This window comes from Streptomyces hokutonensis (assembly GCF_000376565.1).
Lineage (GTDB): Bacteria > Actinomycetota > Actinomycetes > Streptomycetales > Streptomycetaceae > Streptomyces > Streptomyces hokutonensis.
In genome coordinates this window covers 72,079-93,195 of record NZ_BARG01000018.1, presented here as the reverse complement: position 1 = coordinate 93,195, position 21,117 = coordinate 72,079, and the positions used below count along the sequence as shown (strand labels likewise).

23 protein-coding genes are annotated in these 21,117 nt (G+C 70.6%); 14 read left to right on the top strand and 9 right to left on the bottom strand.

Features of this window, described 5'->3' with window-relative positions; genetic code table 11:
- Positions 1-25 precede the first annotated feature (25 nt).
- Entirely contained in the window at positions 26-751 is a 726-nt protein-coding gene (locus SSP08S_RS08595; RefSeq protein ID WP_019067171.1) for an alpha/beta fold hydrolase, read from the bottom strand.
- A gap of 153 nt (positions 752-904) precedes the next feature.
- On the opposite strand from SSP08S_RS08595, the gene SSP08S_RS08590 reads away from it, so the two are divergent.
- From SSP08S_RS08590 to SSP08S_RS08580, 3 genes are all read left to right on the top strand, one after another.
- A complete protein-coding gene (locus SSP08S_RS08590; protein ID WP_019067170.1) occupies positions 905-1,819 on the top strand; it encodes a helix-turn-helix domain-containing protein in 915 nt (304 codons plus the stop codon).
- Between the two features lie 213 nt (positions 1,820-2,032).
- Positions 2,033-2,698, top strand: a complete 666-nt coding sequence (locus tag SSP08S_RS08585) for an RNA polymerase sigma factor (protein WP_019067169.1) — start codon at positions 2,033-2,035, stop codon at positions 2,696-2,698.
- Positions 2,695-3,678, top strand: coding sequence for a CU044_5270 family protein (locus SSP08S_RS08580; protein WP_019067168.1), 984 nt, complete (start codon positions 2,695-2,697; stop codon positions 3,676-3,678). The genes SSP08S_RS08585 and SSP08S_RS08580 overlap by 4 nt, the downstream gene beginning before the upstream one ends.
- Positions 3,679-3,691: 13 nt before the next feature.
- Here the strand turns inward: SSP08S_RS08580 and SSP08S_RS08575 are convergent, their stop codons facing one another.
- Both SSP08S_RS08575 and SSP08S_RS08570 read right to left on the bottom strand, forming a co-directional pair.
- Positions 3,692-4,462, bottom strand: coding sequence for a glutamate ABC transporter substrate-binding protein (locus SSP08S_RS08575; protein ID WP_102133302.1), 771 nt, complete (start codon positions 4,460-4,462; stop codon positions 3,692-3,694).
- Positions 4,463-4,798: 336 nt separating this feature from the next.
- Positions 4,799-5,494: a phosphotransferase gene (locus tag SSP08S_RS08570; RefSeq protein WP_019067166.1), complete on the bottom strand. Its 696-nt coding sequence runs from the start codon at positions 5,492-5,494 to the stop codon at positions 4,799-4,801.
- 285 nt (positions 5,495-5,779) lie between these two features.
- Between SSP08S_RS08570 and SSP08S_RS08565 the strand changes: the two genes are divergently transcribed.
- The 8 genes from SSP08S_RS08565 to SSP08S_RS08530 all read left to right on the top strand — a co-directional run bounded on the left by SSP08S_RS08565 (position 5,780) and on the right by SSP08S_RS08530 (position 13,407).
- Entirely contained in the window at positions 5,780-7,030 is a 1,251-nt protein-coding gene (locus SSP08S_RS08565) for an SCO2321 family membrane protein (protein ID WP_019067165.1), read from the top strand.
- Positions 7,027-7,638 (top strand): SCO2322 family protein, encoded by a 612-nt coding sequence (locus SSP08S_RS08560; RefSeq protein WP_019067164.1) that lies wholly within the window; start codon positions 7,027-7,029, stop codon positions 7,636-7,638. Before SSP08S_RS08565 ends, SSP08S_RS08560 begins: the two co-directional genes overlap by 4 nt.
- Positions 7,631-8,800: a CbiQ family ECF transporter T component gene (locus tag SSP08S_RS08555; RefSeq protein WP_019067163.1), complete on the top strand. Its 1,170-nt coding sequence runs from the start codon at positions 7,631-7,633 to the stop codon at positions 8,798-8,800. Before SSP08S_RS08560 ends, SSP08S_RS08555 begins: the two co-directional genes overlap by 8 nt.
- Positions 8,797-10,467 carry an ABC transporter ATP-binding protein gene (locus SSP08S_RS08550; protein WP_019067162.1) on the top strand — a complete coding sequence of 557 codons (1,671 nt, stop codon included), beginning with the start codon at positions 8,797-8,799 and terminating at the stop codon, positions 10,465-10,467. Before SSP08S_RS08555 ends, SSP08S_RS08550 begins: the two co-directional genes overlap by 4 nt.
- Positions 10,464-11,270 carry an ECF transporter S component gene (locus tag SSP08S_RS08545; protein ID WP_019067161.1) on the top strand — a complete coding sequence of 269 codons (807 nt, stop codon included), beginning with the start codon at positions 10,464-10,466 and terminating at the stop codon, positions 11,268-11,270. The genes SSP08S_RS08550 and SSP08S_RS08545 overlap by 4 nt, the downstream gene beginning before the upstream one ends.
- 305 nt (positions 11,271-11,575) lie before the next feature.
- On the top strand, positions 11,576-11,992 hold the full coding sequence (locus SSP08S_RS08540; RefSeq protein ID WP_019067160.1) for an aggregation-promoting factor C-terminal-like domain-containing protein: 417 nt from the start codon (positions 11,576-11,578) through the stop codon (positions 11,990-11,992).
- A gap of 70 nt (positions 11,993-12,062) precedes the next feature.
- On the top strand, positions 12,063-12,755 hold the full coding sequence (locus tag SSP08S_RS08535; RefSeq protein ID WP_019067159.1) for a YoaK family protein: 693 nt from the start codon (positions 12,063-12,065) through the stop codon (positions 12,753-12,755).
- A gap of 67 nt (positions 12,756-12,822) precedes the next feature.
- A complete protein-coding gene (locus SSP08S_RS08530) occupies positions 12,823-13,407 on the top strand; it encodes a TerD family protein (RefSeq protein WP_019067158.1) in 585 nt (194 codons plus the stop codon).
- A 66-nt stretch (positions 13,408-13,473) separates the two neighbouring features.
- On the opposite strand, the gene SSP08S_RS08525 is transcribed toward SSP08S_RS08530, so the two are convergent.
- Positions 13,474-14,709 carry a cytochrome P450 gene (locus SSP08S_RS08525; RefSeq protein WP_026178308.1) on the bottom strand — a complete coding sequence of 412 codons (1,236 nt, stop codon included), beginning with the start codon at positions 14,707-14,709 and terminating at the stop codon, positions 13,474-13,476.
- A gap of 229 nt (positions 14,710-14,938) precedes the next feature.
- Here SSP08S_RS08525 and SSP08S_RS08520 point away from each other — a divergent pair, with 229 nt between their 5' ends.
- On the top strand, positions 14,939-16,108 hold the full coding sequence (locus SSP08S_RS08520; RefSeq protein WP_019067156.1) for a steroid 3-ketoacyl-CoA thiolase: 1,170 nt from the start codon (positions 14,939-14,941) through the stop codon (positions 16,106-16,108).
- Here SSP08S_RS08520 and SSP08S_RS08515 read toward each other — a convergent pair.
- Positions 16,092-16,991, bottom strand: a complete 900-nt coding sequence (locus tag SSP08S_RS08515) for a LysR family transcriptional regulator (protein WP_019067155.1) — start codon at positions 16,989-16,991, stop codon at positions 16,092-16,094. The genes SSP08S_RS08520 and SSP08S_RS08515 overlap by 17 nt on opposite strands.
- Positions 16,992-17,130: 139 nt before the next feature.
- Between SSP08S_RS08515 and SSP08S_RS08510 the strand changes: the two genes are divergently transcribed.
- Positions 17,131-18,018: an SDR family oxidoreductase gene (locus SSP08S_RS08510; RefSeq protein WP_019067154.1), complete on the top strand. Its 888-nt coding sequence runs from the start codon at positions 17,131-17,133 to the stop codon at positions 18,016-18,018.
- On the opposite strand, the gene SSP08S_RS08505 is transcribed toward SSP08S_RS08510, so the two are convergent.
- A complete protein-coding gene (locus tag SSP08S_RS08505; RefSeq protein ID WP_019067153.1) occupies positions 18,002-18,268 on the bottom strand; it encodes a DUF397 domain-containing protein in 267 nt (88 codons plus the stop codon). The two genes, SSP08S_RS08510 and SSP08S_RS08505, sit on opposite strands and share 17 nt — an antisense overlap.
- On the bottom strand, positions 18,234-19,073 hold the full coding sequence (locus SSP08S_RS08500) for a helix-turn-helix domain-containing protein (protein ID WP_019067152.1): 840 nt from the start codon (positions 19,071-19,073) through the stop codon (positions 18,234-18,236). Before SSP08S_RS08500 ends, SSP08S_RS08505 begins: the two co-directional genes overlap by 35 nt.
- Positions 19,074-19,176: 103 nt before the next feature.
- Between SSP08S_RS08500 and SSP08S_RS08495 the strand changes: the two genes are divergently transcribed.
- The gene (locus tag SSP08S_RS08495; protein ID WP_019067151.1) at positions 19,177-19,569 is read left to right on the top strand and encodes an ATP-binding protein; all 393 of its coding nucleotides are present in this window, start codon (positions 19,177-19,179) and stop codon (positions 19,567-19,569) included.
- A 10-nt stretch (positions 19,570-19,579) separates the two neighbouring features.
- On the opposite strand, the gene SSP08S_RS08490 is transcribed toward SSP08S_RS08495, so the two are convergent.
- Both SSP08S_RS08490 and SSP08S_RS08485 read right to left on the bottom strand, forming a co-directional pair.
- Positions 19,580-20,401 carry an SCO4651 family lipoprotein gene (locus SSP08S_RS08490; protein ID WP_245607849.1) on the bottom strand — a complete coding sequence of 274 codons (822 nt, stop codon included), beginning with the start codon at positions 20,399-20,401 and terminating at the stop codon, positions 19,580-19,582.
- A 166-nt stretch (positions 20,402-20,567) separates the two neighbouring features.
- Positions 20,568-21,035, bottom strand: coding sequence for a MarR family winged helix-turn-helix transcriptional regulator (locus SSP08S_RS08485; protein ID WP_026178306.1), 468 nt, complete (start codon positions 21,033-21,035; stop codon positions 20,568-20,570).
- Between the last annotated feature and the right edge of the window lie 82 nt (positions 21,036-21,117).

Below are 21,117 nucleotides of genomic sequence, written 5' to 3'. Positions count from 1 at the left end.
TGATGCCTTTGAGGCCGACCCCGGATCAGCCCAACTTGCTGAGCAGGTCGGCCAGTTCGGCCGGCTTGGTGACCATGCAGTCGTGGCCGGTCTCCAGTTCCCACACCTGGGCCGGGGTGCCGTTGGGCTGGATCGCGGAGACCGGTCGCCGCTCGAAGCCCTCCGGTTCGCTGCCCACGCAGTGGATGTGGGTGCGGGGGATCGAGCGGGCGGCCGGGTTGTCCAGCCGTACCGACTGCTGGAGGCAGCGCGCCGACTGGTCCGAGAGCGTGGTCCGCAGCCAGGCCATGTCCGCCGGGTCGGTGACCCCGAACAGGCCGCCGGGCGGCGGCAGTTCGGGCAGCGGCGGGATCCGCCAGCCGGTGCCCGAACTCTCCGCCATGTCGATCAGCACCTGCGTCACGGGCATGATGTCGAGCGCGCTCTCCCCGTCCTCCGGGACCATCGCGTCGAGGTAGACGAGCCGGCCGATGCGGTCGGGGACCTGGTTGGCGGCCCACGAGACGACCAGCCCGCCGTAGCTGTGCCCGACGAGGATCACCTCGGTGAGGTCCTCCTCGGTGATGAGCCCGACGACGTCGTCGACGTGTGTGTCGAGGCCCACTTCGGGCCCGAGCAACTCGGCCTTGTCGCCGTGGCCGGTCAGCGAGGGCGCGAACACCCGGTGTCCGGCCGCCGTCAGCAGCGGGACCACCCGCTCCCAGCTCGCCCCGCTGTGCCAGGCACCGTGGATCAGTAGATATGTGGACATGGCGATGACTCCTCGTCGTAGGGCCGCCGTTCGGCGCGCCTGCTGTCGGCCACCGGTGACGCTGCCGCCCGCGCATGGCCCCAGCCAGGGCCCCCGCGCCCCTGGGGGTGACAGGACCAGGCACGCGCGCGGCGGCCGAATTACAGTGCGGGGATGGCCGGTGAACCGAATCTGCTGGGCGAGTACGTGCGCGCCCGCCGCGAACTCGTCACCCCCGAACAGGCCGGTATCCCCGTCTACGGGGTACGGCGCGTGCCGGGCCTGCGGCGGGAGGAGGTCGCGCTGCTCGCCGGGATCAGCGCCGACTACTACCTGCGCCTGGAGCAGGGCCGCGACCGCAACCCCTCCGTACAGGTCCTGGAGTCCATCGCCCGGGTGCTGCGGCTCGACGAGGACGCGACGGCCCATCTGCTGCGCCTGGGCGCCGCGAAGCCCCGGCGCCGCCGGCCCCGCCCGGTGAAGGAGACCGTGCCCGAGGGGATAGCCAAACTCCTCGACACGCTCCCGCTGCCCGCGCTGGTCGAGGGCCGCTACTTCGACGTCCTCGCCGCCAACTCCCTGGCGACCGCGCTGTCCCCGCGCTTCTCGGCCGGGTCCAACCGGCTGCTGTCCCTGTTCCTCGACCCGGCCGAGCAGGCGCTCTACCCGTACTGGCAGGGCGCGGCCGGAGGCATGGTCGCCGGGTTCCGCGAGGCCGTCGGCCCCGACACGGACGACCCCCGGTTCATCGAGCTCGTCGGCGAACTCTCTCTCGCCAGCCCGCTGTTCAGCCGGCTCTGGGCCCGCCACGACGTACAGGCCTGCGAGGCCGCGCCGAAGTACATCGCCCACCCCCAGGTCGGCGGCCTGGAACTGAACCGGGAGCGCCTGAGCATCGACGGCGTACCGGGCCAGACCCTGGTCGTCTACCACCCGGACCCCGGCACCGACTCCGCCGAGAAACTGGCCCTCCTCGCGTCCGCGACCCGGACACCCGACGCCGGCCGTTCCCGGTCCGAGGTGACCGGCCAGGGCCTGTCCGGCGGATCAGGCCGGAGGAAAGCCGCGGCGCCTCATGGGCGCGGGTGAGCGGGGTCTGGCGCGTGCAGCTGGAAGGCGGACGCGTGCAGCTGCACGGCGGAGGAGGGCGCCGACGCGATGGGGGTGCTCCCACTCCTTCAGGGCAGTGGGGAGGGTGAGCCGGACCCCGCGTCTCCGGCATGATCCGCCGGACAGGCCCGGCCCCAGGACCGTGTGACGCGGGTCACCGCAGCGCGGTCGGCCCGGTGGACAGGGAACAGTGTGGAGATCTCACTACGGGCCCGCGTGCGAGCCGGAGACCCCGACGCGTTCGGGCAGCTCTTCGACGAGCACGCCTCGGTGGTCCACCGGCACGCCGTCCGCATGACCGGCGACCGGGGCACGGCCGACGACATCGTGTCGCTGACCTTCCTGGAGGCATGGCGGCTGCGCGAGCGCGTGCTGCCCGGCGACGACAGCCTGCGCCCGTGGCTGCTCGGCATCGCGACCAACGTCACGCGCAACACCGCACGGGCGGCGCGAAGACATCAGGCCGCGCTCGTCAGAATCCCGCCGCCCGATCCCGTGCCCGACTTCGCCGACGAGGTGACCCGGCGCATGGCCGACACCGAGGAACTCGCCGCCGCGCAAAGGGCGTTGAGGAGGCTGCGCCGGGGCGAGCGGGAGGCGTTCACGCTCTGCGTCTGGGAGGGGCTGGACGCGGCCACGGCGGCCGCGGCCCTGGGCGTTGCCGTCGGCACCGTACGGTCCCGACTGTCCCGCGCCAGGAAACGCCTGCGCAAGCTCACCGACCTCGAACTCGGACAGGCACAGAAGCAGAGAAAAGCACAGGAAACGCAACGCCCGGCGCCGGTCGGACAGTCACCGGACAGCCGCCTCCAGGCGGCTCGGTCCACACCCAAGTCCACGCAGGAGAAGACGCGATGACCACCGACCCCCAGGAACTGGCCGAGTTGCTGCCCGCCCCGGGCCGTCCGGTGCTCTCGCGGGACCGCCACCGCGTACTGAGGGAACACCTGATGCAGCACATCACCCACGAACACGACACCATCCGCGAGCAGTCGACCACGACCCCCACCGCGCCCAAGCCGTCCGCGCGCCGACGGCTCGTCCTCGTCGCCGCGCCGCTGGCCCTCGCCGCCGCCGTGGGCCTGGGCGTGGTCACGGTCGGCAACACGTGGGACGGCAAGGACGGTTCGGCCGCCGCCGACGACCACCAGAAGGCCGTACAGCTGCTGGACCGGATCGCGCTGGCCGCCGCCGACCGCACCGCGGTCACGGCACGCGACGACCAGTTCATCTACACCAAGTCGCAGGGATCGGCGGCCGAGTTGGGCGTCCAGTTCAGCAGCGCCGCCGAACTCTCCCAGCACAAGGGGCTCTTCACGCCGAAGCCGTACAACGGGGCCGTCCGGCAGGAGCAGTGGGACTCGGTGGACGGAAAGGCGGACGGGCTGCGGAAGGGCGTCGCGGTCGCCGATCCGACCCAGAAGATGTCCATGGGCATGAAGGGCACCGGATACCTGACCTTCCGTCAGCTCCAGGCCCTGCCCACCGACCCCGACGCCCTGCTGAAGAAGTTCGCCGGCGATGCCGCGAACGTATCGGCGGCCCGCCGTACGGAAGGTGTCGTGGAGAACCTCGGCGCCGTCGTCGACGAGGCCACCCTGCTGCCCGACCTCAGTGCCGCGATCTACCGTGCCCTGGCCGAGCTCCCGGGCGTGAGCGTCGTGGACCACGTCAAGGACGCGGCGGGACGGGAGGGCGTCGGCCTCACGTTCAAGGACGCCCCGAAGGGCTACGCCTGGGTCTTCGACGCGTCGAGCCTCGTCTATCGCGGCACAACCGACGCCGCTCTCCTGGGAGTCGGCGTCGCGGACAGGGTGGGTGAGGTGCCGGCCGGTTAGCCTGCGCCCGTCCTCAGTCGCGGTAGCGCGGCGCGGGCGGGTAGAAGTCGCCGTAGGGGCCCAACCACCGTTCGTGCAGGGCGCGGAGCCTGCCCGAGGTGCGCAGGTCCGCGAGGACGCCGTTGATGAAGCGGACGAGTTCCGGTGTCGTCTTCGGTACGGCGATTCCGTGCGGCTCGTAGGTGAACCGCGGTCCGGTGATGCGGGTGGCGGGGTCCTGGGCGCTCAGTCCGGCGAGGACGTTGTCCGTGGTCGACACGGCGGCGACCTCGCCCTGCTGGAGCAGCAGGAGGCAGTCGGTCCAGTCGGAGACGGTCACCGGCCGCACCGCCGGGCGGGCGCGTTGCAGCTCGGTCAGGGAGGTGGTGCCCCGGGCCGTGCACACCTTCTGTCCGGCGAGGTCGGCCAGGGTCTTCACCGGGGAGGTGTCGGTGACGAGGACGCGCTGGCCGGAGTCGAGGTAGTCGCTGCTGAACAGCACCTGTTGCATGCGCTCGCAGGTGATCGTCATGGAGTGGGCGACGAGGTCGACCTGACCGCTCTGCAGTATCCCGATCCGCTGCGCGGACGGCACGGCCTTGAACTGCACCCGGTCCGGCCGCCCGAACAGCGCGCGGGAGATCTCCCGCACGAGGTCGATGTCGAGCCCGTCCAGTTGTCCGGTGTCGGAATTGCGGTAGCCGAAGAGATAGGTGTTCTGGTCCACGCCCACGATCAGCCGCCCCCGGGCGAGGATCCGCTCCATCGCCGTACCGCTGGGCATCCTGCCGCCAGGCGTCGGCATGTGGGCGAGGGGTTTCAACGACCGCAACGGATCGCAGCTCCCGTCGGCCGCCGCTGACGCGGAAGCGCTGGCGGTGGACGCGGTCGCACCCACCCCGACGGCCGAACGACGTTGCGGTGCGGCCGAGTTGGCGCAGGACACCGTCAGCGCCAGCACGGCGAGCGACGCCACCGCCCCGGCAAGCAGCCGCCGGCGGAACGGGACCGCGCCGCCCGGCAGCCCGCTCTCTTCCCCACGTGCCCGAAGTTCCCTCACACTGCCCCGCAGCCATCGGAACCCATCCGAAGACGCCGTCCGGCGCCCCGGCCCCTCACGCACTCGTCGGCGGTGACGCGTTCACGTTGATTCACGGTTCCCGAGGTGCGCGAGCGACCGAATCAACTCCGCTGCCGCACCGAGGAGTTCGACCTCGCGCGGTGTCATCGTCGGGTTGGCCGCGCGCCTGCGCCGGGCTTCCGCCAGCCCCGCCTCCGTGAGGTCGGCGGGATCGGCGAGGAGCGCGGCGAGCATCGCGCGGGCCGGGTCGGCGATCGGCTGATCGTCCACGGCGACCTGGGCGAGGATGATCGCGGAGAGCCCCCAGTCGAGCCCGGGGTCGCCGTCCTCCGCGGTGCCCCAGTCGATGACGCGGGGGCCGGCCGGGGTGAGGATCACGTTCTCCGGGTGGAGGTCGAGATGCAGGACGCGGGTGCCGGGGCGCCGGCCGGGTATCGCGTGCAACTGCCGTAGCAGCGCGGCGAGTACGGTCCCCGCCTCCCGCACGTCGATCGAGCCGGCGGTGAGGGCCTCCAGCATGGTGGGCCCGGCCAGCCGTTCCATCACCAGGTCGGTACGCGAGGTACGCGAGGTGACCGAGGCCACCGGCCGTACCCGGGGCACGGGATAGCCGTAGGCGCGCACATGCTCCATCACCGCGCCCTCGGCCGCCGCGTCCCCCCAGTCCTCACGGTTGCGGCGCAGCACCCATGCGTCGTCGATCTCGTACACGTCCGCGGTACGGCCGGAGCCGATCAGCTTCTCCGTCGTCGGCATGGCCAGAACCTATCGGGCCTGCCGGACCGCGCAACCCCTGCTCACAGCGGACGCTCAGCCGGGCCGTACAGTGGCGGAGTCGTCATCACGCCCGTACGGGGGAAAGCCGGTGCAATTCCGGCGCTGACCCGCAACCGTGATCCGTCCCCGTCCGGGGTCGGTGAGCCGGACCGCCCCGTACGGTACGTGACCGGCTCATACGCACCGTCGAGGAATACGGAGCCGAGCCGCCCGGGGGTGTTCCCGTGCTGCCGTGCTCCCCGTAGGGGAAGGCATCCGCCGATCATGAACGTCCGCCGCAGCGCCGCGGTCCTGGCCGCCGGCATCACCGTGACCGTGATCGCCGCGACGCCCGCCGTCGCCGCCGGTCCTTCACCGTCCCCGTCCGTGGCGATACCCACCGGGCTCTACGGCACCTCCGACCCCACCTACGACGGCGTCTGGCGCCAGTCCCTCGCCCTGCTCGCGCAGGACGCCGTGGGCGTGCAGCCCGCCGACGAAGCGGTGGCGTGGCTGGCCGGGCAGCAGTGCGCGGACGGCGCCTTCGCGGCGTTCCGGGCCGACCCCGGCAAGGCGTGCGACGCCAAGGTCAAGGTCGACACGAACAGCACGGCCGTCGCCGTACAGGCCCTCTCGACGCTGACCGTCTCCTACGACGCGCAGGTCGCCAAGGCCGTCAAGTGGCTGAAGTCCGTGGAGAACGCCGACGGCGGCTGGGGGTACTCCCCCGGCGGCGCCAGTGACGCGAACTCCACCGCCGTCGTCATCGGCGCGCTCGCCGACGCCGGAGTGACCGTGCCGAACGTCCGGAAGGACGGAAAGTCCCCCTACGACGCGCTGCAAAAGCTCGCGCTGCCCTGCGACAGCGATGCGGACGCGGGCGCCTTCGCCTACCAGCCCGACAAGAACGGCAAGCTCTTCGCCAACGCGGACGCGACCGCCGCGGCCGTGCTCGGGATGTCCGGCCAGTCGGTGGCCGGCAGCCGTCAGGACGACGCCGACTCGCCCGCCGAGTGCGAGAAGCCCGGCGCCGATCCCGAGCAGTCGGCGATCAACGGCGCCGCGTGGCTCGCCAAGGCCATGGTGAAGGACGGGCACCTGACCTCCGCGCTCCCCGGCGCCAAGCCCCAGCCCGACTACGGCAACACGGCCGACGCGATCGTCGCCCTGTCCTCCCTCGGCCTGCACGCCCAGGCGGCGAAGCCGCTGCGCTGGCTGGAGACCCACGCCAAGTCATGGGCCGCGCAAGGCGGTCCGGCCGCCTACGCGCAGCTCGTCTTCGTCGCGACCACCGCGAAGGGCGCCGACGTCCACGACTTCGGCGGCCAGGACCTCGTCACCCTGCTGAACGCGACCGGCCCGACCCCCGCGGACATCGAGGAACCGGTCACCGCCGGCCCGGAGGAGAAAACAGCTTCTGACGACAACGACGGTTCCCTGAACGTCGCCTGGACCGTCGGCGGCGCGCTGCTCGCCGTCGCGATCGCCGGTTTCGTCCTGGTCGCCCGCAACCGCAAGCGCGGACGGCAACAGTGACCCGCCGCCCCTCCCTCATCCTCCTCCTCACCGCACTCCTGCTCACCCTCGCGGCCAACTCCCCCGCCCAGGCGGCCGGTTACCGCTACTGGTCCTTCTGGGACCGCACCGGCACCCACTGGACCTACGCCACCCAGGGCCCCTCCACCACCCGCCCCACCGACGGCGACATCCAGGGCTTCCGCTTCGCGGTGAGCGAGGACTCGGCGGACGCCGAGCAACCCCGGGGCCCAGCACCCGACTTCGCGACCATCTGCGCCAACTCCCCGGCCGTGGAAGGGAAGAAGCGCGTCGCTCTCGTCATCGACTTCGGTACGGTGTCCGATGCCCCGTCCGGCGAGACCCCACCCGCCGCCCGCACCGCCTGCGCCACGGTGTCCTCCGACGCGACGACGGCGGAGGCCCTGGCAACGGTCGCAAAACCCCTGCGCTACGACACGAACGCCTTGTTGTGCGCGATCGGGGGGTATCCGGAGCAGGGTTGCGGCGAGCAGATCACCGCGGAACACCACGACGGCCCCTCGGTGGGCATACTCACGGGCGCGACAGCGATCGCCCTCCTGGCAGTGGCAGCGGTCCGGCAAACCCGCAGGCACAAACATGCCTAGCAGCAACCCCCTCAAGGGGCGCGGGGAACTGCGCGACCAGCCAGGACGGCGCCGCACCCGCCGAGCGACAGACCGCGGCAATTCCTCCCGCGCCCCCAACCCCGCCAACGTCACCCACCCCGGCGCCTGGTGGACCTGGTCCCTGGGCCTCGCCACCGCCGCCACCCGCACCACCAACCCCCTCCTCCTCACCCTCCTGATCACGGTCACGGCCTACGTCGTGGCAACGAACCGCACTCCCACCCCCTGGTCCCGCTCCTACACCGCCTTCGCGAAACTCGCCCTGGCCGTACTCCTCATCCGCCTCCTCTTCGCGACAGCCCTCGGCTCCCCCATCCCCGGCACGCACACCCTCCTCACGCTCCCCGAAGTCCCGCTCCCCCACTGGGCGCAGGGCATCCGCCTCGGCGGCAAGGTCACCGCGGAGGGCCTGACCTTCGCGTTCTACGACGGCCTGAAACTGGCCACACTGCTCATCTGCGTCGGCGCGGCGAACGCCCTGGCGAACCCGGCCCGGCTCCTCAAGTCCCTGCCGGGCGCGCTGTACGAGACCGGCGTCGCGGTGGTCGTCGCGCTCACCTTCGCCCCGAACCTCGTGGCCGACGTCCAGCGCCTGCGCGCCGCCCGCCGCCTCCGTGGCCGCCCCGACCGGGGCCTGCGCGGCCTGCTCCAGGTCGGACTCCCGGTCCTGGAGGGCTCGTTGGAGCGCTCGGTCGCGCTCGCCGCCGCGATGGACGCGCGCGGTTACGGCCGTACGGCACAGGTGCCCGCCTCCGTGCGGCGGACGACGACCGCCCTCACGCTCGGCGGACTGCTGGGCGTGTGCGCGGGGACGTACGGGCTACTGACGGCCGAAGGCGGCGGCTACGGGCTGCCGTTACTGCTCGCCGGGGTGGTCGCCGCGGCGGCGGGGCTGCGGCTGGGCGGCCGCCGCACGCTGCGCACCCGGTACCGCCCCGACCCGTGGGGCGCGCGGGCGTGGCTGGTCGCGGGCTCGGGTGCGGCGGTCGCCGCGCTGCTGACGCTGGCCTCCGTCCGCGACCCCGGCGCGCTGGCTCCGGGGGTGGTTCCACTGGTCGCGCCGACCCTTCCCCTCTGGCCTGCGGCCGCCGTACTGCTGGGCCTGGCCCCCGCGTTGCCCACTTTCAAGGAGCCGTCGTGATCCGCTTCGAGGACGTCTCCGTGACGTACGACGGGGCCGCCCAACCAGCCGTCCAGGGGCTCGACTTCGAGGTCCCGGAAGGCGAACTCGTGCTGCTCGTCGGCCCGTCGGGGGTCGGCAAGTCCACCCTGCTCGGCGCGGTGAGCGGACTGGTCCCGCACTTCACCGGCGGCACCCTGCGCGGCCGGGTCACGGTCGCCGGCCGCGACACCCACACCCACAAGCCGCGTGAACTCGCCGACGTGGTGGGCACGGTGGGCCAGGACCCGCTCTCCCACTTCGTGACGGACACGGTGGAGGACGAACTCGCCTACGGCATGGAGTCGTTGGGCCTCGCCCCGGACGTGATGCGCCGCCGCGTCGAGGAGACCCTCGACCTGCTGGGCCTCGCCGGACTGCGCGACCGCCCCCTCGCCACCCTCTCCGGCGGCCAGCAACAGCGCGTCGCGATCGGCTCGGTCCTCACCCCGCATCCCCAGGTCCTCGTCCTCGACGAACCGACCTCCGCCCTGGACCCGGCCGCCGCCGAGGAAGTGCTCGCCGTCCTCCAGCGCCTGGTCCACGACCTCGGCACCACGGTCCTGCTGGCCGAACACCGCCTGGAACGCGTCGTCCAGTACGCCGACCAGGTCGTCCTGCTCCCGGCCCCGGGTGCCGCGCCGGTCCTCGGCAGCCCGGCGGAGGTGATGGCGGTGTCCCCCGTGCACCCGCCGGTCGTCGCCCTGGGCCGGCTCGCCGAGTGGACGCCGCTCCCGCTCACCGTGCGGGACGCGCGACGCCGGGCGGACGGACTGCGGGAGCGCCTGGCCGGACAGGAACCGGCCCGTGGCACAACCCTGTTCACCGGACCGCTCCCCGACTCCCGCCCGCCGACAACCCGTTGGCGCATACGCAAGACTCCGGCCCCAACTCCCGCCCGTACAGCGGAAGTCCAAGCCCTCTCCGTCCGCCGCGCCGGCATCGACGCCCTCCGCCGCGTCGACCTCACCCTCGCCCCCGGCGAGACCGTCGCCCTCATGGGCCGCAACGGCGCCGGCAAGTCCACGCTCCTCAACACCCTCGTCGGTCTGGTCGCGCCCACCTCCGGATCGGTCCGGGTCGGCGGCCTCACCCCGCATCGCACGGCGCCACGGGACCTCGTACGCCGTGTGGGTCTCGTCCCGCAGGAACCGCGTGACCTGCTGTACGCGGACACGGTCGCCGCCGAGTGCACGGCCGCCGACGCGGACGCGGGCGCCGAACCGGGCACCTGCCGTGCGCTCGTCTCCGATCTCCTCCCCGACGTGACCGACGACATCCATCCCCGCGATCTCTCCGAGGGGCAGCGCCTCGCGCTCGCCCTCGCGATCGTGCTCACGGCCCGCCCGCCCCTCCTCCTGCTCGACGAGCCGACCCGGGGTCTCGACTACGCGGCCAAGTCCCGCCTGGTCACGATCCTGCGCGCGCTCGCGGCCGAGGGTCACGCGATCGTCCTGGCCACCCATGACGTGGAGCTCGCCGCGGAACTGGCCCACCGGGTCGTCCTCCTCGCCGAGGGAGAGGTGATCGCGGACGGTCCGACCGCGGAGGTGGTCGTGGCCTCCCCGTCCTTCGCCCCGCAGACGACGAAGATCCTGGCCCCGCAGCAGTGGCTGACGGTCGCCGAGGTACGGGAGGCCCTGGCATGAGGCCCATCCCTCTCACCCCCCGCTCCGCCACCGCCCTCGCCCTCGTCACCGCCACCGGGATCGCCGCCTTCACCTGGCCCTTCCTCGCCCCGCCCGCCTCGCAGGTCGCCGCGCACTCGCAGGACGCGCCGTGGCTGTTCGCGGGTCTGCTCGTGCTGCTCGTCGCCGTGGCGGCCGCGGCGATCGCGGAGTCCGGGCTCGGCCCGAAAGCCGTGGCCATGCTGGGTGTGCTCGCAGCGACGGGCGCCGCGCTCCGCCCCATCGGCGCCGGTACGGCCGGTATCGAGCCGATGTTCTTCCTGATGGTGCTGAGCGGACGCGTCCTGGGGCCCGGTTTCGGGTTCGTGCTCGGCAACGTCACGATGTTCGCGTCGGCGCTGCTGACCGGCGGGGTCGGCCCGTGGCTGCCGTTCCAGATGCTGGCGATGGGCTGGTTCACGATGGGCGCGGGCCTGCTGCCGGGCCGGGAGCGGCTGCGCGGCCGTAGCGAGATCGTGGTGCTCGCCTGCTACGGCTTCCTCGCCGCGTTCGCCTACGGCACCGCGATGAACCTGGCCGGCTGGCCCTTCATGGGCGCGCTCGCCTCGTCGGTCGCCTTCGACCCCGGGGCGGCGGTCCCCACGAATCTGGCCCGTTTCGTCGCCTACTGCGTGGCCACCTCGCTGGGCTGGGACCTGGGGCGGGCGGTCGTCACGGTCGTCCTCACGCTGGCCGTCGGTCCGGCGCTGCTGCGGGCGCTGCGCCGGGCGACCCGGCGGGCGGCCTTCGAGACGCGGGTCACTTTCGACGGACGAACCGGGTGAAGCGTCCCACATGACGCATGTCACCAACGATGTGGATTAGTAGGTCAAATAGGTGTCATGCACGCGTCCGCATGCCCTCTGACCTGGGGTTTGAGAGCCACGTCACACAGTTGACGATTCACCCACATGCGACCACAACTAGTAAAAGGGGTCTTTGCGGACACGGATCGAGAGTGCTTCTGTGGAGCAGTCGCACGGCGCCGACGAGTCCTCACGGGCCTCGGCGCCGACGCCTTGCCGGGGCCGCGCCCCGCGTGACACCGGCAGGCATACGACGTCTCTGTCCCCGAAGAAACAGGTTCTCCGTGTCCGTCTCCCGCATCGTCGCTCGCATCGCCTCCCCGAAGAAGGCCCTGACCGCCGCCGCTCTGGCCGCCGCCACCACCGGTCTGGTGCTGACCTCGGCTCCCGCTCAGGCCGCGACGACCTCCGCCTCCTCCGCCCAGGCGATCGCGCACAAGATGATCCCGAGCGCGGCGCAGTACAACGCGTTCAGCAAGATCGTCGAGCACGAGAGCGGCTGGAACGTCACCGCCACGAACTCCTCCTCCGGCGCCTACGGCCTGGTCCAGGCGCTGCCCGGTTCGAAGATGGCCTCGGCCGGCTCGGACTGGAAGACCAACCCCGCCACGCAGATCAAGTGGGGTCTGGACTACATGAACTCCCGCTACGGCTCCCCCGCCGCGGCCTGGAGCTTCTGGCAGTCCAACGGCTGGTACTGATCACCGGCCCACACACACGCTCGTAGCGGCGGCCCCCGGCATCCCGGGAGGCCGCCGCTACATTGCGTTCATGGACCAGAACACACAGCCCAAGTCCTACGACCGTGAGGCGCGCGGACTCCGGCTGGTGCCCGTGCTGCTGGGGCTGACCCTGGTGAGCGGGCTGATCGACGCCGTCAGCTATCTGGGCCTCGGGCATGTCTTCACCGCGAACATGACCGGCAATGTCGTCGTCCTCGGCTTCGCCGCCGCCGGGGCGCCCGGTTTCTCGGTGTCGCGCACCCTCACCTCGCTCGGCGCCTTCCTGGTGGGCGCGGCGGCCGGGGGCCGGATCGCACTGCGGATGGACACCGGCTCGCGCCGGACCTGGGCCCGGGTGAGTCTCGGCGCGGAGGCGCTGCTCGTGGGCGTGGCCGCGGTGATCGCGTTCGTCGCGCCGGGCGACAGCGCCACCACGCACCCCTTGATCGCCCTCACCGCCTTCGCGATGGGCCTGCGCAACGCGGTGGTCCGCAAGCTCAAGGTCACCGACTTCTCCACCACCACGGTCCTGACGATGACGCTGACCGGTCTGGTCGCCGACTCGGTCGCGGGCGACGGCTGGGGCCCGGGCACCTTCCGCCGCCTGTCGGCGGCCGTGGCGATGGCCGTAGGCGCGTTTTTCGGCGCGTGGCTGATCCTGCACCACGATCTGCGCTACCCACTTCTGCTCGCGGCCCTGGTCGCCGGGGTGTTCGCCATGACCGCTTCTGGACGGGAGTAGCCCAAAGCCCGGTCAAGAAGGCAGAATTCGTGCGTCTGAGTCCCACGATCAAGAGGATCGATCACACATGATCACGCTCACGAAGGAAGACGGTCCGGCGGATCTGGACGGAGTGACCCATCTGGAGATCGGGGCGTCCTGGGACCCCACCGTCGGCAGCAGCGGCGGCATCATCGGGAAGCTGCGGCAGAAGCAGGGTACCGACCTCGATCTCATCGCCATCGCCCTCCAGGGCGCGGAGCCGGTGCGGCTCGCCGGGCTCGACTCCCTGGACCCGCTGGGCAACGGCTCGCTGGTGCACAGCGGCGACAACCAGACCGGCAAGGGCGAGGGCGACGACGAGACGGTGACCGTCGACCTCACCAAGATCCCGGCCGCCATCACGTCGATCGTCTTCATCGCCGCCGCCTACAAGAAGGGCAGTTCCTTCCAGAAGGCACGGAACATCGCTTTCAAGGTGTACGACGCGACCGGTGGCAGCACCCAGCAGGTCGCCGAGATCTGGCCCAACCTGCTGAGCGCGGACAACGGCTGCGCCGTCGCCAAGGCGGTCCGGGAGGGCGCCAGTTGGAAGCTCCAGGTCATCAACGAGACCGGGAAGATCAAGCAGGGGGACGAGCGCGAACTGATGAAGTTCGCGGTACGGAAGTAGGCACGGCCATAGCGAGGACGGGCCGGCGGCGCCGGGATGCCGCCGGCCCGAGCTGTGTGCGTGTCCTCAACCGGCGGTCACCTGAAGCTCCTTGACGCCGTTGATCCAGGCGGAGCGCAGCCTGCGCGGGTCGCCCGTCAGGGTCAGGTCGGGCATCGCGTCCGCGATCGCGTTGAAGATCAGGTCGATCTCGAGGACCGCGAGGGACTTGCCGAGGCAGTAGTGCGGGCCTCCGCCGCCGAAGCCGAGGTGCGGGTTCGGGTCGCGCATGACGTCGAACTCGTCCGGGTTCTCGAAGACTTCGGGATCGTGGTTGGCGGAGGCGTAGAAGATGCCGACGCGGTCGCCCTTCTTGATGTGCTTGCCGCCGAGTTCGGTGTCCTGGGTCGCCGTCCGCTGGAACGCGTTGACCGGGGTGGCCCAGCGGACGATCTCCTCGGCGGCGGTCGACGGACGCTCCCGCTTGTACAGCTCCCACTGCTCGGGGTGGGTGAGGAACGCGTGCATGCCGTGGGTGATGGCGTTGCGGGTCGTCTCGTTCCCGGCGACCGACAGCATGAGCACGAAGAAGCCGAACTCGTCGGAGTTCAGGTTGCCCTCGTCCTCGGCGGCGACCAGGGTGCTGACGATGTCGTGGGCCGGGCACTGCTTGCGCTCGGCGGCCATTCCCATGGCGTAGGCGATGAGTTCGGCGGCGGACTCGGCGCCCACCTGCTCCGTGATCGCGTACTCGGGATCGTCGTAGGCGATCATCTTGTTGGACCACTCGAAGATCTTGACGCGGTCGTCCTGCGGGATGCCGATGAGTTCGGCGATGGCCTGGAGGGGCAGTTCGCAGGCGACCTCGGTGACGAAGTCGAAGGGGCCCGAGTGGGCGCGGGCGTTCGCCACGATGGCCTCGGCCCGGGTGCGCAGGCGTTCCTCCAGGGCGCGGATCGCGCGCGGGGTGAACCCGCGCTGGACGATCTGGCGGACGCGGGTGTGCTCGGGCGGGTCCATGTTGAGCAGGATGAGCCGCTGGGCGTCGATCGAGTCGCGGTTCATGTGCTCGTTGAAGCGGATGATCGCCGTGTTGAGGGTCGAGGAGTAGATCTCCGGGTGGGTGGAGACGTACCGGACGTCGGCGTGGCGGGTGACGGCCCAGTAGCCCTCGTCCTGGAACCCCGCGATGTTGGCGGGCTGCGGTATCCAGCGGACCGGTTCGGCCGCGCGCAGTTCGGCGAACTCCGGTAGGGGCACGCGGTGGTGGAGCAGATCGGGGTCGGTGAAGTCGAACCCTTCGGGCAACGCTGGACAGGGCATCGGCGCAACTCCCGTCATCTGACGGTCCATCAGGAACCCGGCTGCCGTGAAGGTAATAACGGGTTCTACAAGTAGCAAGAGGCACGGCAAGCCGAATTCCCTGCACGACCCTTGCGGTTGTGGACGGCCTGTCAGCAGACTGCACACAGAACTAGAACGCGTACTAGTTCTGCGTGGCGGGTGGCCGGGACGCCCGCGCCGCGCGGTGGACGAGGAGAGGACGTGTCCCATGGCCGCGGAACCCGTCATCGTGGAAGCCGTACGCACCCCCATCGGCAAGCGCGGCGGCGCGCTCGCCAACCTTCATCCCGCCTATCTGCTGGGCGAGACCTACCGTGAACTCCTCGGCCGCACCGGCATTCACGCCGACTGCGTCGAACAGATCGTCGGCGGCACGGTGACCCACGCCGGCGAGCAGTCGATGAACCCCGCGCGCACGGCCTGGCTGACGATGGGCCTGCCGTACGAGACGGCGGCGACCACGGTCGACTGTCAGTGCGGCTCCTCGCAGCAGGCCTCGCACATGACCGCCAACCTGATCGCGGCGGGCGTCATCGACGTCGGGATCAGCTGCGGTGTCGAGGCGATGTCGCGGGTGCCGCTGGGGTCGGGCTCGAAGCACGGGCCGGGGAAGCCGTTCCCGGACGAGTGGAACGTGGACCTGCCCAACCAGTTCGAGGCCGCCGAACGCATCGCCCGCAACCGGAAGCTGACCCGCGAGAACGTCGACTCGCTCGGCCTGATCTCGCAGGAGCGGGCGGCCATCGCCTGGTCCGAGGAGCGGTTCAAGAAGGAGACGTTCGCCGTCCAGGTGCCGACGACGGAGGACGAGCAGCGCGCGGGCCTCGGCATGTGGCGGCTCGTCGACCGCGACGAAGGCCTGCGCGACACGTCGATGGAGGCGCTGGCGAAGCTGAAGCCGGTCATGCCGACAGCCGTCCATACGGCCGGCAACTCGTCCCAGATCAGCGACGGCGCCTCGGCGATCATGTGGGCGTCGAAGCGGATGGCCCGGGCGCTCAAGCTCCGCCCCCGCGCCCGGATCGTCGCCCAGGCGCTGGTGGGCGCCGACCCGCACTACCACCTCGACGGCCCCATCGACGCGACACGGGCCGTACTCGGCAAGGCGGGCATGACCCTCAAGGACATCGACATCGTCGAGATCAACGAGGCTTTCGCATCAGTGGTGTTGAGCTGGGCGCAGGTCTTCGGCCAGGACCTGGAGAAGGTCAACGTGAACGGCGGCGCGATCGCCCTAGGCCATCCGGTCGGCGCGACCGGCGCCCGCCTCATCACCACCGCGCTCCACGAACTGGAGCGCGCCGACAAGGAGTTCGCGCTGATCACGATGTGCGCGGGCGGGGCGCTGGCGACCGGGACGATCATTCAGCGGCTGTAGCCGACCAGTCGGCAGGGGGCAGTTGCTCCATCGCGCAGGCGCGGAAGGCCGCGAGCAGTCGGCGGTTCTCCTCGCCCGCGCGGGTGGCCAGGACGACCGGGATGGGGTCCACTCCCTCCAGTGGGACCGTGGTCAGATCGGGTCGCAGGCCCTTCAAGACGCTGCCGGCCGGGGCGAGGCACACCGCCTCGCCCGCGGCGATGAGTTCGAGCTTGTCCTCCAGGTTCTTGACGAGCGGACCGTCCGGCGCCGGGCGTCCGTCCGGACGGGGGTCGACGCGCCAGAACGCGTTGAACTCCTCGTCGGGGAACCGGGGTACGGGCTCGTCGGCGATGTCGTCGAGGGTGACGAGCTCCTTGCCGGCCAGCCGGTGGGTGACCGGCATCATCACCACGCGGGGCTCCTCGTAGAGGACGGTGACGCTCAATCCCTCGGTGGGGAACGGGAATCGGCCCACGACCACGTCCACCCGGTGCTCCAGCAGGGCGGCCGGCAGCGCACCCCAGGCCAGGAAACGGCTGTGCACGTCGGCGTCCGGGTGGCGCCCGCGCAGGGCGCGCACCGCCGGGGTGACGATCAGCCCGGTCATGAACCCGATGACGATACGACCGGGCTGCCCGACCGCCAGCGCCACGGCCGCCGCCTCCTCCGCCGACCGCAGCAGTGCCTGGGCCCGGGGCAGGAACGCCGCCCCCGCTTCGGTGAGTTGGGTGCCCTGCGTGGTCCGGTCCAGGAGCCGCACCCCCAACTCGCCCTCCAGCCGCCGCACATGGCGACTGAGCGAAGGCTGCGCGAGATGCAGCACGGCCGCCGCCCGCCCGAAGTGCAGTTCCTCGGCGACGACGGTGAAACAGCGCACCAGACGCAGGTCCAGGTCAGTCATACATCGACTGTACGTCCGTAGGAGCTGGGGTGATACCGGAACTGAATCACGTCTTCCGGAGTCCGTCTTGGACGGACGAACCCGGGCGGGCGCAGGCTGGAAGCACACCACTTCCCGACCCACCTGGGGTGATTTCGTCATGCGTGTTTTCGTCACCGGCGCGACCGGATTCGTCGGCGGCGCCGTCGTCCGCGAACTGCTCGACTCGGGACACCAGGTCCTCGGCCTCGCCCGCTCCGACACCTCGGCGGAACAGCTGGCCGCGACCGGAGCGGAGGTCCACCGGGGTTCCCTGGAGGACCTCGACGCGCTCCGCGCGGGCGCGTCCGCCGCCGACGGTGTGATCCACACCGGTTTCATCCACGACTTCTCGAACTACGCGGCCTCCGTCGTGACGGACCTGAACGCGGTCAGGGCCCTCGTCGACGCGCTCTCCGGCTCGGACCGCCCCCTCGTCATCAGCTCCGTGATGAGCCACGGCCCGACCGAGGACGACGTACCCGACCCGTCCGCACGCCCCGACCTGCCACGCCTCCCGGCGGAGGTGACGGTCCTGGCGGCGGCAGCGCAGGGCATCCGCGCGTCGGTCATCCGGCTGCCGCAGGTGCACGGCGAGGGCGATCACGCCTTCGTCCCCGGCCTCATCGACATCGCCCGCGCCAAGGGCGTCTCCGCCTACGTCGGCGCCGGCACCAACCGCTGGGCCGCCGTCCACCGCGAGGACGCTGCGCTGCTGTACCGGCTGGCGTTGGAGAACGCCCCGGCGGGCACCGTCCTGCACGCGGTCGCCGACGAGGGCGTACCCGTACGGGAGATCGCCGAAGTCATCGGCAAGCGGCTGGACCTACCGGTGACCAGCGTGCCGGCCGAGGAGGCCGGAACCCACTTCGGCTGGCTGGGCCACTTCGTCTCGTCCGACCTCAAAGGAACGAGCACGCTCACACAGAAGCGGTTCGACTGGACTCCGACCCGGATCGGCCTTCTGGCCGACCTGGACCACGACTACTACTTCAACCAACCGTCGTAGCGGTCCAGTTGACGAACGTGGTGAACGCGGCGGGGTCGAGGGTGAGGATCGGCCCCGCCGGGGTCTTGGAGTCGCGGATGAGGAGGGTGGTGGGGGTTGTGGGGCAGGAGGCTTCGGCGATCTCTACGCACTGGCCGCCCTGGTCACTGCTGTGCGAGGACTTGCACCAGGTGAGGAGGCCGATCGGCGCGCACTCGACGCACTCGCCGCCCTGATCACTGCTGTAGCTGGACTTCCGCCACTTCTCCATAACGTTCCTCCATCACACGCCGGATCAGCTCCGCCGAGTCCCTGAGGGAAAGGGCGGCGGCTTGTAGATGATCGTAACGGAGTGAACAGTCCTTGACGGTGTCCTGGTTGGCAGTCGGATGCCCACTTCCGTAGCCCTCGGTGTAGGCGATGGTCGGATCGCTGTCGAAGCGGAACAGCGTGAACGAGCCCGTGAGTCCAGCGTGTGCCCCGGCCGAGAATGGCAGGATCTGGATGTTGATCCGAGGATTGTTCTCGAATGACAACAGGTGGGCCAGTTGACCGCGCATGACCTGCGGGCCGCCGATCTCCTGGTACAGCGCGGCCTCGCTGAGGATCATCCACGCAACCGGCGGGTGCTCCTTCTTCAGGATGCGCTGACGGGCCAGGCGTACGGCGGTGCGGTCGTCGAGGTCGGTCTCGTCCATCGCGGCAAGCGTGGCCCGGGCGTAGGCCTCGGTCTGGAAGAGACCGTGGATCATCTGCGTCCGGAAGGTGCAGATCTCGGCCGCCCGTGCCTCCAACTCGGCCACCTGCTGGAACCAGGACGGGAGTTGACTGCGCAGCACGAGATCCAGCAACCGGGACAACAACCCACCCGTGCCCAGCGCAGCGTCAACCGCGTCGCTGAACGCCTGCGTGGGTAGTTTCCTGGCCGTCTCGATCTGGCCGATCAGTGACCCGGTGTAGTTGACGATCTTGCCGAGTTCCCGCTGGGTGAGACCGGCGGCCTCCCGGTAACGGCGCAACTCGAAGCCGTAGTAGTCCAACGGTGACGCCCCCGGATCGAGGGTGTTGATGTGCACGTTAGGCCCCCTGTCCACCCGCGAACGGGTTGTATTCGTACCGTTGCCGAGGGTAGCGGCGGGGCGTCAGCCTCGTAGTGTGAATGAACCAACTCCCCCCGCCATGCTGGCCTTTCCCGACCGCCGGCAGTACGTCATGCACCTCACCGTGGGTGAACACTCCGCCCGGCACATCCGCCGTATCGTCCGCTCGTTCCTGCTGGAGTGGGGCATGCCGGAGCTGTCGGACACCGTGGAACTGGCCGCGACGGAGCTGCTCGCCAACGTCGTCCGGCACGTCCCGGACCGGCGCTGCGGACTGCGCCTGCAACGCCAGGTCGCCGGAATCCGCGTGGAGGTGACCGACGGCTGTCCTGAACTCCCGGAACTGAAGCCGGAGTTGGACCCTGAGTCGGAGAGCGGCCGCGGGCTCGTCATCCTGGACGCGGTGACCGACAAGTGGGGGGTGTCACCGGCGTCGAGGGGCGGGAAGACGGTGTGGTTCGAGTGCTCGTGAACTCGGGCCGTCAGCCCCCGAGTTCGGCGGTGTCGGCGGCGGGCGGGGCCTTGACGGTCACCTTCTGATCGATGTCGAGGAAGGTGACGGTCAGGTCGAGCGTGCCGCCGTCGGTGTCGTTCTGCGTGGCAAAGGTCTTGCCCCGCACCCGGAACTGCTTGGGGTGGTCGTCGCCGTCGACCCACAGGTCCATGGACAGGGCGCCGTCGATCCCCAGGTTCACGAACTGGTCCACACGCTCCGTACGGGCGTCCCAGGTGTCCTTTCCCTTGGCGGCGCTCTGCGCGGCGCGCAGCTCGCGACTGGCGACCGTTCCCCGGTAGTGCACGGCCTTCGTACCGTCGACGGTCTCGGTACCGACCCTCCTGACATCCTTGGAACCGGCCAGGAACGTGGACTGCACGACCGGGCTCACCTCCAGCGAACGGGGCAGCACACCATAGGAGTTGTTGTCCGCCGCACCCCGTCCCCACACGGCAGGCGAGGCTCTGAACCAACTCTTGCCGCCGAGCTCGGCCGAGTCGACGCCACTGCCCCCAAGATAGATCGCCTCATCGACGAACCGGATGTCCAGCTCACCCTTACGCGCGCCGGCCACGGTCATCACCATCGTCATGGCCGCCGGTTTCGCCTTCATGGACGCCTCGGCCGTCAGCCGCCCCCTCTCGGGCACGGTCCCGGTGGCCCGGTAGTGCAGCGAGCTGATGCCCTCGGACTCCTCCGCCACCTTCTCCACAGCCGCCGAGGGCGCCATCCTGGCCGAGTCCTCGTCCGCGGAGTCACCCCCACACCCCACCGCTCCCCCACCGAGCAGCACAGCGGCGAACGCCACACCGGTCGCTCTCCGCGGCCCGGACTCACGCACCGAAATCCCCACAACTCCCCCTGGAATCAAACGTGTTCACGCCGGTCAAGAACACGATCCTATTCAGGGACGGCGGAACAGCGATGCGCGGCGGCTGCCCGGCCGCGCCGCCCAGGGCGAATCGGGGATTCCCTCAGGCAGGACCTTCCGCGTTTTCGAGCTTGGCCCAGATCCGGGTGAGGGCAGCGATGTCATCGTCGTCGAGGGGATCGACGAAATACTTCTTGACCGAATCCTCGAAGGTTCGCCTGACCGTCTCGGCGAAGCGCCGTCCACTCTTGGTGAAGCTGATGAGCGACACCCGCCCGTCGCCCTGGTCGGCTCCACGTTGCAGATGCCCGGCATCGATCAGTTGCTGAACCAACCGTGATGCCCTGGTCGGGCTGACGCTGACGAGTTTGCCGGACAGACCTCGAACCGACTGAGGCTCGGCCTCCAGGAGCCAGCACAGGATCTCGACCGTGCTGAACGAGATCTTGTGCTGGTCCATCAGCACGGTGTCGATCCGCCCGGTGACCGTCGCGTGGGTGAACAGCAGCGCGAACCAGCCGTTGACCTGGTCCGGGGAAAGGATTCGCGGCTGCGACACGGGTGCCCTCATACGCGGCAGCATACCCGAAATTGGATGCTCGCCCACTTAGGTGCGCGCGCACGCATCTGCTACGGTGGGCATGCAGTCGTGA